Source organism: Rhodococcus sp. Leaf278 (assembly GCF_001426085.1).
Classification (GTDB): Bacteria; Actinomycetota; Actinomycetes; order Mycobacteriales; family Mycobacteriaceae; genus Rhodococcoides.
In genome coordinates, this window is the sequence record NZ_LMRR01000005.1 from 34157 (window position 1) to 50365 (window position 16209).

Genomic DNA, 16209 nt, shown 5'->3' on the forward strand with positions numbered 1-16209 from the left:
TGCAGTGGACACAACGACGAAACACGACCGCCACGTCGCATTCGTACAGTCGCCGGGTCGGACTCCGCACAATCCAGGTGCGGAGCAGCACCTTGTCAAGGGGTAGCCATGAGTGGAAATACCGTACGCCTGCAGGCGATCAAAGACGTCGAGGCGTATGTGCCGCCTGCGGTCAGCTTCGTCGGAGACGAGAAGCCGGGCGAGATCTTCGGCGAGAACGTCTTCAGCAAGGTCGTGATGCAGAAGCGTCTGCCCAAATCGGTCTTCAAGTCCGTGATGGCGACGATCGACAAGGGCAAGAAGCTCGATCCCATGGTCGCCGACGCAGTGGCGTCGGCGATGAAGGACTGGGCTTTGGAGAAGGGGGCGACGCACTACGCGCACGTCTTCTACCCGCTCACAGGCTTGACGGCCGAAAAGCACGACAGCTTCTTCGATCCCGTCGGTGACGGCAGTGCCCTCGCCGAATTCGCCGGCAAGACGTTGATCCAGGGTGAGCCCGACGCGTCGAGCTTCCCCAACGGCGGTCTGCGCAACACGTTCGAGGCTCGTGGGTACACCGGCTGGGACGTCACCAGCCCGGCGTACGTCCTCGAGAACCCGAACGGCAATACCCTGTGCATCCCGACGGTGTTCGTCTCGATGACAGGTGAGGCCCTCGACCACAAGACACCCCTGCTGCGTTCGCAGCAGGCGATGGGCGGACACGCCGAGCGCATCCTGAAGCTGTTCGGACACGAGAACATCGAGAACATCGTCTCGTTCTGTGGTCCTGAGCAGGAGTATTTCCTCGTCGACCGGCACTTCTTCCTGGCCCGTCCGGACCTGCTCAACGCGGGCCGCACCCTGTTCGGCTCGAAGCCGCCCAAGGGCCAGGAATTCGACGACCACTACTTCGGAGCCATCCCCGAGCGCGTGCTCGGCTTCATGATGGACACCGAGCGGGAGCTGTTCAAGCTCGGAATCCCGGCCAAGACTCGGCACAACGAAGTCGCTCCCGGACAGTTCGAGATCGCGCCGATGTTCGAGCGCGGCAACATCGCAGCCGATCACCAGCAGCTGTTGATGACGACGTTCAAGACGATCGCCAAGAAGCACGGTATGGAGTGTCTGTTCCACGAGAAGCCGTTCGAAGGCGTCAACGGCTCGGGCAAGCACGTCAACTTCTCGCTCGGCAACTCCGAGCTCGGATCGCTGCTGGTACCCGGCGACAACCCACACGACAACGCGCAGTTCCTGGTCTTCTGCGCCGCCGTCATCCGCGCGGTACACAAGTACGGTGGTCTGCTGCGCGCCTCGGTGGCGTCGGCGACCAACGATCACCGTCTCGGGGCCAACGAGGCTCCGCCCGCGATCATCTCGATCTTCCTCGGTGATCAGTTGGCCGACGTGTTCGATCAGATCGCCAAGGGCGCAGCGACGTCCTCGAAGGGCAAGGGCACCATGATGATCGGTGCCGATACCCTGCCCGTCCTGCCGACCGATCCCGGCGACCGCAACCGGACCAGCCCGTTCGCGTTCACCGGCAACAGGTTCGAGTTCCGCGCTCCCGGCTCGATGCAGACCGTCAACGGCCCGATGGTCACGATCAACACGATCATGGCGGAGGCCCTCGACTACATGGCGACCAACCTCGAGGCCGCTGTCGCCGACGGCACCGATTTCGACACCGCCGTGCAGAACCTGCTGACGGAGATCATCACCGAACACGGTGCGGTGGTGTTCAACGGTGACGGTTACTCGGACAACTGGCAGGTCGAGGCCGAAGCACGGGGACTGCCGAATCTGCGTACCACCCTCGATGCGTTGCCGGAGTTGATCTCCGAGTCGGCTATGGAACTGTTCGAGAAGTACAAGGTGTTCAACCACCGAGAGATGCACTCGCGCTACGAGATCGGGCTCGAACAGTATGCGCTGACGGTGTTCGTCGAAGCGCGGTTGACGCTGGAAATGGGTCAGACGTCCATCCTGCCCGCGGCGGTGCGCTATCAGACGGAACTGGCGCAGAATGTCAGTGCGCTCAAGGGTGCAGGCGTCGACGACGTGGACATGACGGCGCTGCAGGCGGTTTCGGCTCCACTGTCGGAGCTGCGCGCAGCGTTGGCGACATTGAAGAGCGCACTGGAAGCCGACCCGGGTGGCGACGCGTTGGCCGAGGCCGAGCACGCCAAGGACGCCCTGCTACCCGCCATGGCTGCCGTCCGTGCTGCGTCGGACACACTGGAGGCGATGGTGGCCGACGATCTTTGGCCGCTGCCGACGTACCAGGAAATGCTGTACATCCTGTAATTGCGTGAGCAATGTCTCGGATCGGAATAGCTTCATGGATCTCGATCGTTCGAGTGGTCAGTGGCAAAGATTGTGCACGCACTCGTAAGGAGAGAGATCCATGAAGCTGTTTACCCCGTTGGCCCTCGGTGACTTGAAGCTCGACAACCGGTTGGTGATGGCTCCGCTGACGCGGGTGCGTTCCGGCAAGGACGGGGTGCCTGGTCCGCTGGTGGTCGAGCACTACAAGCAGCGCGCATCCCTGGGTCTGATCGTCAGTGAAGGCACCTACCCGAGCCACGCGGGTCAGGGCTTCCCGGGCCAGCCCGGTCTGGTGACGGACGAGCAGATCGAGGGTTGGCGTAACGTTGCCGACGCGGTGCACGCCGATGGCGGACGTATCGTCGCGCAGGTGATGCATGCGGGCCGCGTCACCCATGAGGCGACCACGGGTGGCCACGAGGTTGTCGGACCCAGCGCCATCGCCATCGAGGGCGAGACTCACACGTACGAGGGCAAGAAGGCGTACCCCACCCCGCGCGCCCTACGCGAGGACGAGCTGCCCTCGGTGATCGCCGACTTCGTGCAGGCGTCGAAGAATGCGATTGCCGCCGGCATGGACGGCGTCGAGATTCACGGTGCCAACGGGTACCTGCTGCACGAATTCCTCTCGCCGGCATCGAACCAGCGGGACGACAAGTTCGGCGGCTCGCCCGAGAACCGTGCGCGCTTCGTGGCCGAGGTGGTCGAGGCAGTGGTTGCCGCTCTGGGAGCAGGCAAGGTGGGAATTCGCATCTCACCTGAGCACAACATTCAGGATGCCCTCGAGACGGACGCCGACGACGTGCGTGCCACCTACCGCGCATTGGTAGACCGAATCGCACCGTTGGGTCTGGCGTACCTCAGTGTGCTGCACAAGGATCCGGCCGGTGAGCTGGTGCAGGATCTGCGCGCAGCGTTCGGCGGTGCCGTATTGGTCAATAGCGGTTTCGGTGAGATCACCACCCGCGACGAGGCGCTTTCGCTCCTGGACGACGGAATCGGCGAGGCCATCGTCGTCGGACGTCCGGCAATCGCCAACCCCGACCTCGCCTACCGCTGGCGCGAGGATCTGCCGTTGAACGAGCCCGATCCGAGCACCTTCTACACCGACGGTGCCAAGGGCTACACGGACTACCCGGCGCTGCAGCACTGACGAACGCGCTGGACGTTTGCCCATCAGATATCCACATGCCCACCGTCACAGGTGGGCATGTGGATAATCTGTGGGCGAACCGTTCGGGCGCTGCTAGAAGTCCGCGGTCTTGCGGGCGCGGATCTTGCTGACGATCGAGAACACCACGGCGATGATCATCAGTGCGTACAGCACGATGGTGATGCCGCTACTGACGAGGATCGACGGGTCGCCCTCGCTGACGGCCAGTGCGCGTCGAAGTGATTCCTCGGCGAGTGGGCCGAGGATCACCGCGATCAGCACCGGGGCGAGCGGAATCTCGTAGCGCCGCATCATGAATCCGACGATGCCGAGCCCGAGCATGAAGATCAGGTCCACGATCGACGCACTCGATGCGTACACGCCGAGGGCGGCGAACACCGAGATTCCGGCGTAGAGGTAGTTCTTCGGGATCTTGAGCAGCTGTGCCCACAACGGTGCGAACGGCAGGTTGAGAATCAGCAACACGATCATCGCCACGAACAGGCTGGCCAGCAGTGCCCAGACGATGTCGCCGCTGCGCTCGAACAACAGTGGTCCGGGCTGCATGCCGTACTGCTGGAAGGCCGCCAACATGATTGCTGCGGTGGCCGACGTGGGTAGACCCAGAGCCAGTAGCGCTCCCATTGCCGTACCCGCCGTGGAGTTACCGGCGGCTTCCGGTCCGGCGACGCCTCGAATCGCGCCCTTGCCGAACATGGGCTTCTCACGCTTGCGATCGAGCCTGCGCTCGGTGCCGTACGCCAGGAAACTCGGCACTTCGGCACCGCCCGCGGGGATCACGCCGAACGGCACACCGAATGCCGTGCCGCGCATCCACGCCGGCAAGGCATCGCGGAATTCGGCCTTGCTCAACCAGGGGCGGCCCTGCGACTTGATCAGGGTGCGGTCCTCGGGCCGGCCGATCTTCGACGCGATGTGGATGACCTCACCGAGCGCGAGCATCGCGACGGTGATCACGACTATGTGGATGCCGTCGAACAGGGCCGGGACCTCGAAGGTGAAACGTGAAGCGCCCGAGGGGCCGTCGATTCCGATGACGGCGAGGGTGAGGCCGATGAGCAATGCGGTCAGGCCCTTGAGTGCCGAGTCGGAGACCACCGCCGAGGTGGCGATGAAGGCGAAGACTGCCAGTGCGAGGTATTCGGCCGGGCCGAAGTTGGTCGCCAACGACGCAAGCGTCGGGGCGAAGAACACCACCAGGGTGGTCGCAACGATGCCGCCGATGAAGGCACCGATGGCGGACGTTGCCAAAGCCTGTGGCGCTCTGCCGTTCTTGGCCATCCGGTGACCCTCGAACGTGCCAGCGATGGCCGTGCTGTTGCCGGGTGTGTTCATCAGGATGCCGGAGATCGAATCGCCGAACAGGCCGCCGAAATACACTCCGGCGAACATGATCAACGCGGCAGTGGGGTCGAGGGTGAAGGTGACCGGCAGCAGCAGGGCCACCGCCATGGCCGAACCCAGACCGGGCAGGACACCCACGGCGGTGCCGAGCAGCGCGCCGACGAACACCCACACCAGGTTCATCGGTGTCAGCGCGGTGCCGAACCCGTCGAGAAGATTACTCAATGAATCCATCGAAAATTCAGCTCCGTCAGAAGATCTGGGCGAGGACGCCGCCGGGCAAGGTCAGGCCGAGGCCCGCGGAGAATGCGATCTGAATCGTGCTCGAGACCAGCAGTGCGACTGCCGCGTCGAACACGTAACGGCGACCGCCCAATCCGACCGACACACCCCAGAACAGCAGTGCGCCCGCGAGAACCCAGCCCAGCGGGTCGAGGAGGGCGATGAACACAGCCACCGATCCGACGGTGATGGACAGCGTGCGCCAATTGCTGACGGAACCGGTGTGCGGCTGTCCGTCGTCGTCGACGCCACGATCGATCTCGTCGGGTTTGACCAGCAGTTGAATGGTGACCAGTATGGCGACGACGAAGCATCCGCCGGCCACGATGGCCGGAAATACCTGCGGGCCAGGGGAAGTGGCGGTCGGCGGAACTTCCATGGTGAGAGTTCCGTAGACCAGAAATACTCCCAGTGCGACGAGTAGCGCCGGAACGATCAGTCCACTGCGTCCCGTCCAGAACGATCGGGATGTGTCCGTGTCGGTAGTCGTTGTTGTCATACCAGCCCCAGCTCCTCGAGAAGTCCGGTGATGCGTGTCTGCTCGACCTCGAGGAATTCGCCGAATTCGTCTCCGGTCAGAACCGATTCCTTCCAACGGTTGCGTTCGACCGCCGTCGCCCACTGCTCGGTCTCGACCATCTCGGAGACGATGTCGATCAGAGTCTGGCGATCCTCGTCGGAGATGCCCGGTGCCGCAACGATTCCTCGCCAGTTCACGAGGTCGACGTTGTAACCCTGTTCGATGAACGTGTCCACGTCGAAGCCCTCGAGCGGCTCGGGCGCGGCCACGGCGAGTGCACGCACGTTGCCGGCCTCGATCTGGTCCCGGAAGTCGTTGAACCCACTGACCGCGACGCCGACGGTGTTCGACAGCAGCGACGTCAGGACCTCGCCGCCACCGGAGTAGGCGATGTAATTGATTGCGGCCGGATCGATGTCGGCTTCCTGCGCCAATTGGCCCGCCACGATGTGGTCGATGCCGCCGAGCGAACCGCCGCCGATCGGCAGGCCGCCGGGGTTCGCCCGCCAGGCCTCGATCATGTCCTCGAGATTCTGGAGCGGCGAGTCTTTCGGTACGACGAACACCTCGAAGTCCTCGGCGAGTTTGGCGATCGGAACGGTGTCGGCGAGGGTGGTCTCGGAGTTGTTGATCGCGATGCCGCCCAGCATCACGGTGCCGGTGATCATGACGGTGGTGGGCTGACCGCTGAGGTTCTCGAGTTGGCTCAACCCGATGGTGCCGCCTGCCCCTGGAACGTTGACGACTTGGGCATTGTTGACGATGCCGTCGCTGCGCAGTGCTTGCTGCGATTCACGGGCGACGAGGTCCCAGCCACCGCCCGCGGCGGCCGGTGCAATCAACGTGAGCTTGGCGCGGGCGTCGGAGCCGCTGGCGCTGTTGGCGGCATCGATTCCCGCGACGGTCACCGCTCCCACCACCACCAGGGCTCCGGCCGTTCGTAGCAATGTGGGCGATATCGCCATCAGAGACCTTTCGTGTGGTGTGTCACAGCGTCAGGTTAGATACAGTTTGTCCGATTAGTCCAGTTCACAACGTCGAGGGCGATCTTCGATGGATTCGAGCAAGGGGAACGACCGTGTCTGTAGGCAGCGCAGTGGCAGTAGCGATGAGCAACACCCCCGAGGGGCAGGAAGCGCTGCGACGCGGTGCCGCGGAGGCCGAGCTGCGTCAGGCCGAGCTGATCGTATTGTCCGTGGTGGACCGCGATTCCGTGTCGGCGGAGGACCGCAGCGCGGCGCAGGCCGAGGTGGAGCGAGCTCTTCCGGGAAAGGCGACGACCGTACGGGTCGAGCCGGACGGTGGTGACCCGGCGGGTGCCCTGGTGGATCTTGTCGCCGACGTCGGTGCTGGCATGGTCGTCATCGGCTCGAAGCGTCGATCGGCCGTCGGCAAGTTTCTGATGGGCAGCACCGTCCAGCGAGTGTTGCTGGACTGCCCGGTTCCCGTCCTCGTCGTGAAGGCGCCCTGACAGTTCTCGGTCCGGTAGGATCGGACAAATCTCCCACCATTCGACCCTGAGGAATCATGGACAGCGATAAACCCGGGCCGGACACGGCTCCCCGCACCACAGCTACCACGTGCGAGGCGGTGTCCGGCGAATGAGCGTTCTGCTCACTCTTCTGCTCGGCCTGCTCGTCGTTTTTCTCATCACCGTCGCGACCGGTTACTTCGTGGCCCAGGAATTCGCGTACATGACCGTCGACCGGTCTCGGCTCAAAGCACGCGCCGAGGCCGGCGATGCCGTTGCAGCTCGCACGTTGACCGTCACCAAACGCACGTCGTTCATGCTTTCCGGCGCGCAGCTGGGCATCACGGTCACTGGATTGCTGGTCGGCTACGTTGCCGAACCGCTGATCGGGCAATCGTTCGGCGCAATCCTCGGCGGTATCGGAGTGCCGACGGCCGTCGGTGTCGGACTCGGTGCCGTTCTGGCGATCACGTTCGCAACGTTCGTACAGATGCTCTTCGGTGAACTGTTTCCGAAGAACTTCGCGATCGCTCGTCCGGAGCCGGTGGCGCGATGGCTCTCGCTGTCGACGACCATCTATCTCAAGCTCTTCGGCTGGCTGATCACGATCTTCGATCAGTCGTCGAACCTCCTGCTCAAAGCGCTGAAGATCGAGCCCGTGCACGATGTGGAACATTCGGCCAGTCCCCGCGACCTCGAGCACATCGTCTCTGACTCCCGCGAGACGGGCGACCTGCCCGACGAGCTGTCGACCCTGCTCGATCGCATTCTCGACTTTCCTACGCGCAACGTCGAGCACGCCATGATCCCGCGTTCACGAGCCGCCACGGTGCGCGACACCGACACGCTCGGTGAGGTGAAAGCGCTGATGGGCCAGGAGCATTCGCGTTATCCAGTGCTCGACGAGGACGACGGAATCGTCGGCGTGGTCCACCTGCACGACGTGCTTGCTTCCCCGCAGCCCGACTCGACGCCGATCTCCGGACTCACCCGCGACGCACTGATTCTGCCCGAAATGCAGAGTCTGCCCGACGCGATGCGCGAGCTGCGGGCAACACGGAACCAATTGGCCTGTGTCATAGACGAATACGGCGGCCTCACCGGCGTGATCACCATCGAGGATCTCGCGGAGGAGCTCGTCGGTGAAATCACCGACGAGCACGACGACGGTGTACTCGACCCGAGCCCGGTCAGCGCCGACGACGGCAGCTGGACGATGGCGGGCGAGGTGCACGTCGACGAGGTCGAGCGTGCGATCGGGGTGGATCTGCCCGACGGTGACTACGAGACCATCGCCGGATTCGCAATCGCGCACCACGGTTCGCTGCCCGACGTCGGTACCCGCATCGAAGTGGATCTGCCGCCGGACAACGCAGATCTGGCCAATGACGACGAGACGCCCATTCGATTCGTCACGATCGAGGTGCAGGAGATCGACAGTCACGTGCCGTCACTGCTCACCCTGACCATCGACGAGCGGGCAACCGAGCTCGACGAGAATGCGGCCGAGTCCGACATTGCAGGAGCACACCGATGAGCAACCTCTGGGTCTTTCTGGCCGTCACCATCGGGCTCATCGCGGCAAGTGCGTTCTTCGTCGCAGTCGAGTTCGCTCTGCTCGCAGCCAAGCGGCATCGCCTCGAAGATGCTGCACCGAACTCGCGATCCGCTCGGGCCGCTCTGCGCAGCTCCTCGGAGCTGACGGTGCTACTCGCCGGTTCGCAGCTCGGCATCACCGTCTGCACGCTTGCACTCGGCGCGACCACCAAGCCGGCCGTGCACTACTGGCTCACACCGCTGTTCGAGCAAATCGGCCTGCCGTACTGGTTTGCCGACGTCCTCGGATTCGTCTTGGCCCTGATCATCGTCACGTTCCTGCACTTGGTCGTCGGCGAAATGGCTCCGAAGTCCTGGGCCATCGCACATCCGGAGAAGTCGGCCACGATGCTCGCAATTCCGATGCGCGCGTTCATGTTCGTCACGCGTCCGGTGCTGACGGCGTTGAACAACATGGCGAACTGGTGCCTGCGCAAGGTGGGCGTCGAGCCGGCCGACACAGTGGGCACCGGTCAGAACGCGGACGATCTTCGTCAACTGGTGGAGCACTCCGTCAACGTCGGTGCACTCGACGCCAGCTACCAGGCTCAGATTTCGGGAGCGTTGGAACTGCAGGATCTCACGGTCGGTGACCTGGTTGCCGGTAGCGGCACGCCGACCTCGGTGTCGTCGTCGGCCTCGATCGACGACGTGCGGGAGGCATCGCGGATCAGTGGACACCTGCGCATCCTTGTCAGCGACGGGGATGTTGTGAAAGGTGTTGTCCACGTTCGGGATACGTTGACCAATCCCGAGAACCTGGCCGAGATCACGCGTCCGGCCTACACGCTGGAGTCCACCACTCCGGTGTATGTGGCGCTCGCATCGATGCGTGAGACCCGGCACCATCTGGCGCTGGTAGTGGATGCATCGGTGGGGGTGGGTGACACCGCGCGGACAATCGGCGTGGTGACACTGTCGGATGTGCTGACGCGGTTGCTGCCCGAACCTGTCTGATTCGATTCCGGCATTCGAACGAGATATCCCCGATCGGCCTGGACGGCCGATCGGGGATATCTCTGTCGTATCGAGCCCTGATACTCAGATCGGGGCGACGACCAACAGGTGTGCCCAGTACGACGCGACGTCGTGGCCGAGCTGGGGGAGCAGCACGTCGTAGAGCAGGTAGGACATCATTGCCGTCGAACTCCTTGTTCAGCGGGTCGTTGCCGACTCGCATACCGAGACTTGTAGGTCATTGAAACTGTAGATGACCCGGCCTTCGGTGGCATCCATAACGCTCACTCGCGTGCGTCGCTCGGGACGTGTCAGCCGATGCAGCCCTGCAGGGTGGTGAAACTGCCCGCGATTCCGGCGCCGTTGCACACTGCGCCTTCCGGGGTGAGCGTGATGGTCGAGCCCGGAGCGGCCACTGCGATGGAGAGCCCGAGGCCGGCGGCGGTGTTCTGCGCAATGGCACCGGGACCGAAGGCGATTGCCGCGGGCGCGCCGCCGAAACTGGCGTTGCTGACGGCGGTTCCGCCGTTGAGTCCGAGCGCCAGTGCCGCTGCATTGTTCATGGCCTCCGCCGAGCCCCAGCCCTCGAGGCCGAGTCCTGCGGCTGCGCTTGCGATGTCCGCAGAGCTGTCGCACTGCGAGCCTCCGACCAGTGCGGCGATATCGGCCCCTCCGGGCGCAGTGGTGCAGGCGACCGGTGCTGCCGATGCTGTGCCGGGTACGAGTGCCGCGAAGGTACAGGCGAATCCGAATGCTGCCGCTCCGCCGAGAATTCTCTTGGTGTGGAACATGGTGAATGCCTCCCGAGATCGATGCATCGGCACCGGTGCGCCGAGCGTGATGGTCGCTGGGCCGGTGTAGCTGGGGACCCGACTCCCTGACTCCGAGTCTCGACCTGCCGGGGCGCGGTGTGGGTTCGTCTACATCTCGAAAACGTCTCGGTAGAATAACGACGCGATAACGCACCACCCACCCCCGTTGGGATCAATGCGCCTTTCAGTCGGTCAGAGTGCAAGAAAGCCACATTGATTCATCCCGGGGGTGGCAGGTGCCCAACGTCTCGTGACTTGCGTGGACCTGATGTGCGACGTCAGCGAGCGTCGTGCTCGGCGCGCGACTCGAGAACCGTCGGCATCGATCCCTCGATCAATTCGATGAGGTCGGTCAATCGAGATCCGACCTCACGTCCGAGTGGGGTCAGGCTGTATTCGACCTTCGGCGGGATCGTTTCGAGAACGGTGCGGACCAGAAGACCGTCACGCTCGAGAGTCTGCAGCGTCTGCGCGAGCATGCGTTCACTGACGCCGTCGACACGTCTGCGCAGTGCGTTGAAGCGATAGTCGCCTTCGGTGAGTGCGGCCAGGGCCAGGACTCCCCACCTGCTCGTGGCATTTTGCAGAGTCTGTCGCGACGCGCAGTCCCGCGCGAAGACGGACGCTTCGAGGGAGTCAGCGGCATCGGGCATATGCCAATGCTAGCGCATGCTGAATCATCAGTAATGACTGTCTCGGTTGCACTGCACGAAAAGTAAGTGCATCATGAGAATGGAACTTGATACTTCAACCTCGGGAGCGCATCTCATGACCACAGCTATCACCGGAGCAACGGGCAATCTCGGCGGCCTCGTCATCGCCGCACTCATCGAACGCGGCGTGGCACCCGCAGACATCGTCGCCGTCGTACGCAACGCGGACAAGGCCTCGGCATTGGCTGAACAAGGGGTTGTGGTTCGGGTTGCCGACTACAGCGACACTGCCGCTCTGACATCTGCATTCGCGGGCGTCGACAAGCTGCTGCTGGTCTCGGCAACGGAAGTGGGTAAGCGAATCGCGCAGCACAACAACGTGATCGACGCTGCCGAGGCAGCCGGAGTGGGCCTGATCGCGTACACCAGCCTGCTCGCAGCAGACACCTCCGGCATCAGCCTGGCACCCGAGCACAAGGCCACCGAGGAGCGGCTGACGGCCTCGTCGATCCCCGCCGTGTTTCTGCGCAACGGCTGGTACTGGGAGAACTACCTGGGTTCGCTCGGTCAGACCATCGAGGGCGGGGTTCTGCTCGGCGCGGCGGGGAACGGCAAGATCGCGGCCGCATCGCGCGCGGACTATGCAGAAGCAGCTGCCGCCGTGCTGACCCACGACGATCAGGGCGGCAAGATCTACGAGCTCGGCGGCGACGAGCGGCTGACCTACACCGATCTGGCCGCCGTCATCGGTGATATTTCCGGGAAGCCAGTTGTCTACAAGGATGTGGCGGAGTCCGAGTACGCCACAATTCTCGAGGGTGCAGGCCTTCCCGATTCGGTTGCGACCATGCTCGCCAGCGCCGACGCCGGCATCTCTCGGGGCGAGCTCGACACCGACTCCGGTGACCTACAGGGTCTGATCGGTCGAGCATCCACACCGGTCGCCGAGGTGCTTCGCGCCGCGGTGTGACGAGGGCGGGCAGGCTGCTTGTACCGTGGGCGCGGTGAATCAGACGAAGACCCGCACCCTGTTCCTGGCCGCCTCGGCATCGCTCGTTCTTCTGACGGGTGCGTGCAGTTCGGATACGGACAGCACGTCCCCGGCGACGACGACGTCATCCTCTGCGTCCGTCTCGGCCGACGCTGCGTCGAGCGGAACCTGCCCCACGGCAGCCCCCGACTCGGCGGCAACCCCCGAGTGGACGCTGGCCGGGGACACCGGCAGCATTGCGGTCGTCGGATCCACCAACGCTGCGGCACCGTCGGTCACGGTGGAGGCTCCGTTCAGCGTCGCCGAGTCGCAGGTGAAGACGCTGACTGTCGGAGACGGTCCTGTCGTTGCGGACGACGCCGAGGTATCCGTCTGCTACCTGGGCGTCAACGGACGTGACGGATCCACGTTCGACAGCAGCTACGAGCGCGGCGAACCGGTCGATTTCCCGCTCGACGGAGTCGTGGCGGGCTTCCAGAAGGCCATCGCCGGGCAGACCGTCGGCTCGACCGTCGCCGTTGCAGTGACGTCGGCCGACGGTTACCCGAGCGGCCAGCCGCAGGCAGGAATCGAACCGGGAGACAGCTTGATCTTCGCCATCTCGATCCTGTCCGCTAGCTGAGTGCGGCACCGCCGCAGGTCGTGCGCGTTTTGCGTAGCTCTTGGTACGCAAAACGCGCACGAGGGGTGTTGCGGCTCCGCCGCACTTACACCGTCGAGAGCTGCTGAATCGTCGTCGCGCCGCCCGGGGTGGGCGTCGTGGTGATGAAGTTCGAGTCGTAACCGAGCGATTCGACGACGCCGCGGATCTCGCGGAACTGTTCGACGGTGACGTCGGGCGTGCGCTTCAGTACGAATCCGGACGTGCGGGTGGGGCTGCCAACGAACGCCCACGAGTAGTCGTCGGCGATGTAGGCCACGATGTAGTTGGTCGGCCCTTCCTGGCTTTCCTGCGTGGGAACTCCCGGGAAGCTCACGTGCAGTTGGGCTTTGGTGACCGTGTCGTTCACCCGAGCGTTGCCGACGATGCGATTCTCGCCGCCGGTCCACGTGGTGCACGTGTTCTCGACGCGAATGTTCGAGTCGTCGATCTTCTGGTAGTTGGCCTGGGTGTCACGTGCGCAGATCAGATTGAACGGCTGCGGAACCGCCGCAACCTGATTCCAGGTACCGAGGTAACGGTCCACGTCCAACGACGGAATCGGGGCGAGCGGTTCGAGGCCGACCGATCCCAGAGGGCCGACCGGTTGCGCCTGCGCCGGCGCAGCGGCGAGCACTGCGCCTGCGGCGAACACTCCGGCAATTGCGGTGCGGCTCAGTGCGGTACGGATCTTCATCAATTCACTCCTTGTGTTGCGGTTGTGGTTGCGGTCTCGCTGGAATCGATTCTGTTCGGCCACCAGATTCTCGGGCCGATGAGGGTGAACAGGGCTGGAATGACGACGGTACGCACCACGAAGGTATCGAGCAGGATGCCGAGACCGACGATGATGCCCAGTTGGGTGAGCGTGATGAGCGGTAAGACGCCCAGTACGCAGAACACGGCTGCCAGAACGATTCCGGCGCTGGTGATGACACCACCGGTGGCCGACACCGCCCGCACGATGGCAGCCCTGGTGCCGTGCCGCGGCGTTTCCTCGCGCGTACGCGTGACCAGGAAGATCGTGTAGTCCACTCCCAAGGCCACGAGAAACAGGAACGCGAACAGTGGGGTGTTGTCGTCGAGCGCGGGGAATCCGAAGATGTGCAGGCTCACCCAGCTGCCGATACCGATGGCGGCGACCGCACTCAATACGGTTGTCGCGACCAGGATCAGCGGCGCGACGATCGCCCGTAGCAGGATCAGAAGTACAGCGAGCACCACCGCGAGGATCGCGGGAATCACCACGAGACGATCACGAGCTGCGGCGTCGGTGGTGTCGAGCGCCTTGGCGTCACTGCCACCCACTCGAGCGTCGTCGACCCCGGCGAGTGCCGAGCGCAGGCTTTCGACCACGGTGAACGAATCCTCGGATGCGGGCGCCGCATCGGTGACCACCGAGAGACGGGTCAGTCCGGTGCCGGAATCGGCGACACGATCGACCGAGACCACTCCGTCCGTGCCCTCGGTGATGCCGATGACCTCGTCGACGCTCGCGGTGGGCGCAAGAATGGTCGTCGGATCGGCCGAGCCGGCCGGAAAGTGTTGCGAGAGAGTGTCGAAGCCTTCGACGGATTCAGCGGTGACCCGGAACTGCTCGGTCTGAGAGAGGCCGATCTGCGTGCCGAACAACGCTGCGCAGCACGCCAGCAGCACGACGATCGTGACCGAGGCCGTTGCCACCGGACGTCGCGAGACGCCTGCCGCGATCGAATGCCACACGCCTTCGGTGGTGGTGTCCCGGTCCGATTGCTTGGGGACGAACGGCCAGAACAGCTTCGGGCCGCACAGGGCCAGCAACGGCGGCAGCACGAACAACACGAATACCGCTGCGACGACGAGGCCGGCCGCAGCCAGCGCTCCGAGGCTTCGGGTGCTCGGCAGTATTGCCAGCAAGAGAGTGAGCAGGGCCAGCACGACGGTTGCGTTGCTGGCCAGGATGGCGGGCCCGGCCTGCCGGACGGCTTGGCGCAGGGCGAGGCGGTGGTCGGGCTCGCGACGCAGTTCCTCGCGGTAGCGGGAGATCAACAGCAGCGCGTAGTTGGTGCCGGCACCGAACACCAGGACGCTCGTGATTCCCGACGTCGACCCGTCGAACGAGAGGCCGGTGAGTTGAGCCAGAGCCGTGCCGACGGTGGTGGCGAACCGGTCTGCGAAACCGATGACCAGCAGTGGCACCAACCACAGGATGGGTGACCGGTACGTGACGATCAGGAGAACGGCGACCACGAGTGCGGTGACGGCTAGAAGCGTGAAGTTGGCACCGGAGAACGAGTTCGCGATGTCGGCACCGAAAGCAGGACCGCCGGTGACCTGAGCTTGCAATTCCGATGGAAGATCGCTCGTCGCGGCAGCTCGCAGGTCGGTGATCAGTTCGTTGAGGGTGAAGCCCGACAGTGAGGAGTCGACCTGAACGAGGGCGATGGCGGCTTTGCCGTCGGGAGCCACGATCGGCGGGGGTCCCGGTTCATCGGGCACCGAACGGTCGACGGCCAACAGCTTGTTCTGGGCAGCGGCGGCGGCGTCGATGTCGGCCGGCGTCAGATCTGCACCGTCGGTACGGCTCAGCACCAAGATCACGGGGGCGGTATCGGAGTCCGGAAACTCGGTCAGTAGCTGATCCACCTGGTAGGACTCTGCGGAGGTCGGCAGTGAATTGGGCGACTGACCGGCAGAATCGTTGCTTCCGACCAGCCCCATGACGGCGGCCGAAAGAAGAAGGATCGCGAGCGCAATCGCCCATGATCGACGGTGCGTCACCGCTGCGGCGATGCGGTCCCAGGCGGCATTGTTCTCGGCTCGTGTGCTGTCCACGCTCAAAACAATCTCATTTACTTAGATATTAAGCAACTGAACCTGTTGCGGGCAGTAGTCTGACTGTGACCGCAGCGAAGGAGTTACCACCGTCATGACCGACCGAAACCACCTCGAATCCGCGATATCGGCGGATCTGCGAGCGCTGTCTTCGGTCTCCGAGCAGATAGGCCAAGTATTCGGAGCGCTGCACAGCTTGCGGCCCAACGACTTTCGGGCTCTGCTTCATGTGATGGTCGCGGACGTCGAGGGGGCACCCCTCACTGCAGGCGAACTCGGCACGATGTTGGGCCTCTCCTCTGCGGCCATGACTTACCTCGTCGAGCGCATGATCGCCTCGGGTCACATCCGACGTGAATCCGATGCGTCCGACAGGCGCAAAGTGATTCTGCGGTACGACGAGCACGGCATGGAGGTCGCTCGCGGGTTCTTCGGTCCCCTCGGAATGCGCACCAGCGCCGCGTTGGCGGACCTTCCCGATGCCGATCTGGCCGCCGCGCATCGAGTGTTCGAATCACTCATCGGTGCCATGCGCGAACACCACGCCGACCTGGGTGACAGCGGTCGTACGTAGTGCGTGCGCGTGGTTTCGGCGTTCGAACGGCTGGTGGGCGGTCCGCTGAAACCAATGCTGGACTCTGGGCG

15 protein-coding genes are annotated in these 16209 nt (G+C 64.1%); 8 read left to right on the plus strand and 7 right to left on the minus strand.

The annotated features are described in order from the left end of the window. Window positions 1-108 precede the first annotated feature (108 nt). Both ASG84_RS07005 and ASG84_RS07010 read left to right on the plus strand, forming a co-directional pair. A complete protein-coding gene (locus ASG84_RS07005) occupies window positions 109-2289 on the plus strand; it encodes a glutamine synthetase III family protein (RefSeq protein WP_057476291.1) in 2181 nt (726 codons plus the stop codon). 100 nt (window positions 2290-2389) lie between these two features. After that, on the plus strand, window positions 2390-3463 hold the full coding sequence (locus tag ASG84_RS07010; RefSeq protein WP_057476292.1) for an alkene reductase: 1074 nt from the start codon (window positions 2390-2392) through the stop codon (window positions 3461-3463). A 93-nt stretch (window positions 3464-3556) separates the two neighbouring features. Here ASG84_RS07010 and ASG84_RS07015 read toward each other — a convergent pair whose 3' ends face one another. Genes ASG84_RS07015 through ASG84_RS07025 form a run of 3 tightly spaced genes read right to left on the minus strand, consistent with a single transcriptional unit; the run spans window position 3557 to window position 6595 of the window. Further along, a complete protein-coding gene (locus ASG84_RS07015; RefSeq protein ID WP_057476293.1) occupies window positions 3557-5062 on the minus strand; it encodes a tripartite tricarboxylate transporter permease in 1506 nt (501 codons plus the stop codon). 16 nt (window positions 5063-5078) lie between these two features. Then, window positions 5079-5609: a tripartite tricarboxylate transporter TctB family protein gene (locus ASG84_RS07020; protein ID WP_057476294.1), complete on the minus strand. Its 531-nt coding sequence runs from the start codon at window positions 5607-5609 to the stop codon at window positions 5079-5081. After that, complete coding sequence (locus tag ASG84_RS07025) at window positions 5606-6595, minus strand: Bug family tripartite tricarboxylate transporter substrate binding protein (protein ID WP_057476295.1); 990 nt, start codon at window positions 6593-6595, stop codon at window positions 5606-5608. The genes ASG84_RS07020 and ASG84_RS07025 overlap by 4 nt, the downstream gene beginning before the upstream one ends. A gap of 113 nt (window positions 6596-6708) precedes the next feature. Between ASG84_RS07025 and ASG84_RS07030 the strand changes: the two genes are divergently transcribed. The 3 genes from ASG84_RS07030 to ASG84_RS07040 all read left to right on the plus strand — a co-directional run bounded on the left by ASG84_RS07030 (window position 6709) and on the right by ASG84_RS07040 (window position 9654). Beyond that, window positions 6709-7101: a universal stress protein gene (locus tag ASG84_RS07030; RefSeq protein WP_235581569.1), complete on the plus strand. Its 393-nt coding sequence runs from the start codon at window positions 6709-6711 to the stop codon at window positions 7099-7101. A 130-nt stretch (window positions 7102-7231) separates the two neighbouring features. Further along, complete coding sequence (locus tag ASG84_RS07035; RefSeq protein WP_057476297.1) at window positions 7232-8638, plus strand: hemolysin family protein; 1407 nt, start codon at window positions 7232-7234, stop codon at window positions 8636-8638. Next, entirely contained in the window at window positions 8635-9654 is a 1020-nt protein-coding gene (locus ASG84_RS07040) for a hemolysin family protein (RefSeq protein ID WP_057476298.1), read from the plus strand. Before ASG84_RS07035 ends, ASG84_RS07040 begins: the two co-directional genes overlap by 4 nt. Window positions 9655-9965: 311 nt before the next feature. On the opposite strand, the gene ASG84_RS07045 is transcribed toward ASG84_RS07040, so the two are convergent. Further along, window positions 9966-10472: a DUF6764 family protein gene (locus ASG84_RS07045; protein WP_235581570.1), complete on the minus strand. Its 507-nt coding sequence runs from the start codon at window positions 10470-10472 to the stop codon at window positions 9966-9968. Window positions 10473-10744: 272 nt separating this feature from the next. Further along, a complete protein-coding gene (locus ASG84_RS07050) occupies window positions 10745-11119 on the minus strand; it encodes a winged helix-turn-helix transcriptional regulator (protein WP_057476300.1) in 375 nt (124 codons plus the stop codon). Between the two features lie 115 nt (window positions 11120-11234). On the opposite strand from ASG84_RS07050, the gene ASG84_RS07055 reads away from it, so the two are divergent. Both ASG84_RS07055 and ASG84_RS07060 read left to right on the plus strand, forming a co-directional pair. Continuing rightward, window positions 11235-12089, plus strand: a complete 855-nt coding sequence (locus ASG84_RS07055; protein ID WP_057476301.1) for an SDR family oxidoreductase — start codon at window positions 11235-11237, stop codon at window positions 12087-12089. Between the two features lie 25 nt (window positions 12090-12114). After that, complete coding sequence (locus ASG84_RS07060) at window positions 12115-12732, plus strand: FKBP-type peptidyl-prolyl cis-trans isomerase (RefSeq protein WP_156399411.1); 618 nt, start codon at window positions 12115-12117, stop codon at window positions 12730-12732. Window positions 12733-12817: 85 nt separating this feature from the next. Here the strand turns inward: ASG84_RS07060 and ASG84_RS07065 are convergent, their stop codons facing one another. Next, a complete protein-coding gene (locus ASG84_RS07065) occupies window positions 12818-13447 on the minus strand; it encodes a lipocalin family protein (protein ID WP_057476302.1) in 630 nt (209 codons plus the stop codon). Then, window positions 13447-15450: an MMPL family transporter gene (locus tag ASG84_RS07070; RefSeq protein WP_200936522.1), complete on the minus strand. Its 2004-nt coding sequence runs from the start codon at window positions 15448-15450 to the stop codon at window positions 13447-13449. Before ASG84_RS07070 ends, ASG84_RS07065 begins: the two co-directional genes overlap by 1 nt. A gap of 208 nt (window positions 15451-15658) precedes the next feature. Between ASG84_RS07070 and ASG84_RS07075 the strand changes: the two genes are divergently transcribed. Beyond that, window positions 15659-16138, plus strand: coding sequence for a MarR family winged helix-turn-helix transcriptional regulator (locus tag ASG84_RS07075; RefSeq protein ID WP_057476303.1), 480 nt, complete (start codon window positions 15659-15661; stop codon window positions 16136-16138). Window positions 16139-16209 lie beyond the last annotated feature (71 nt).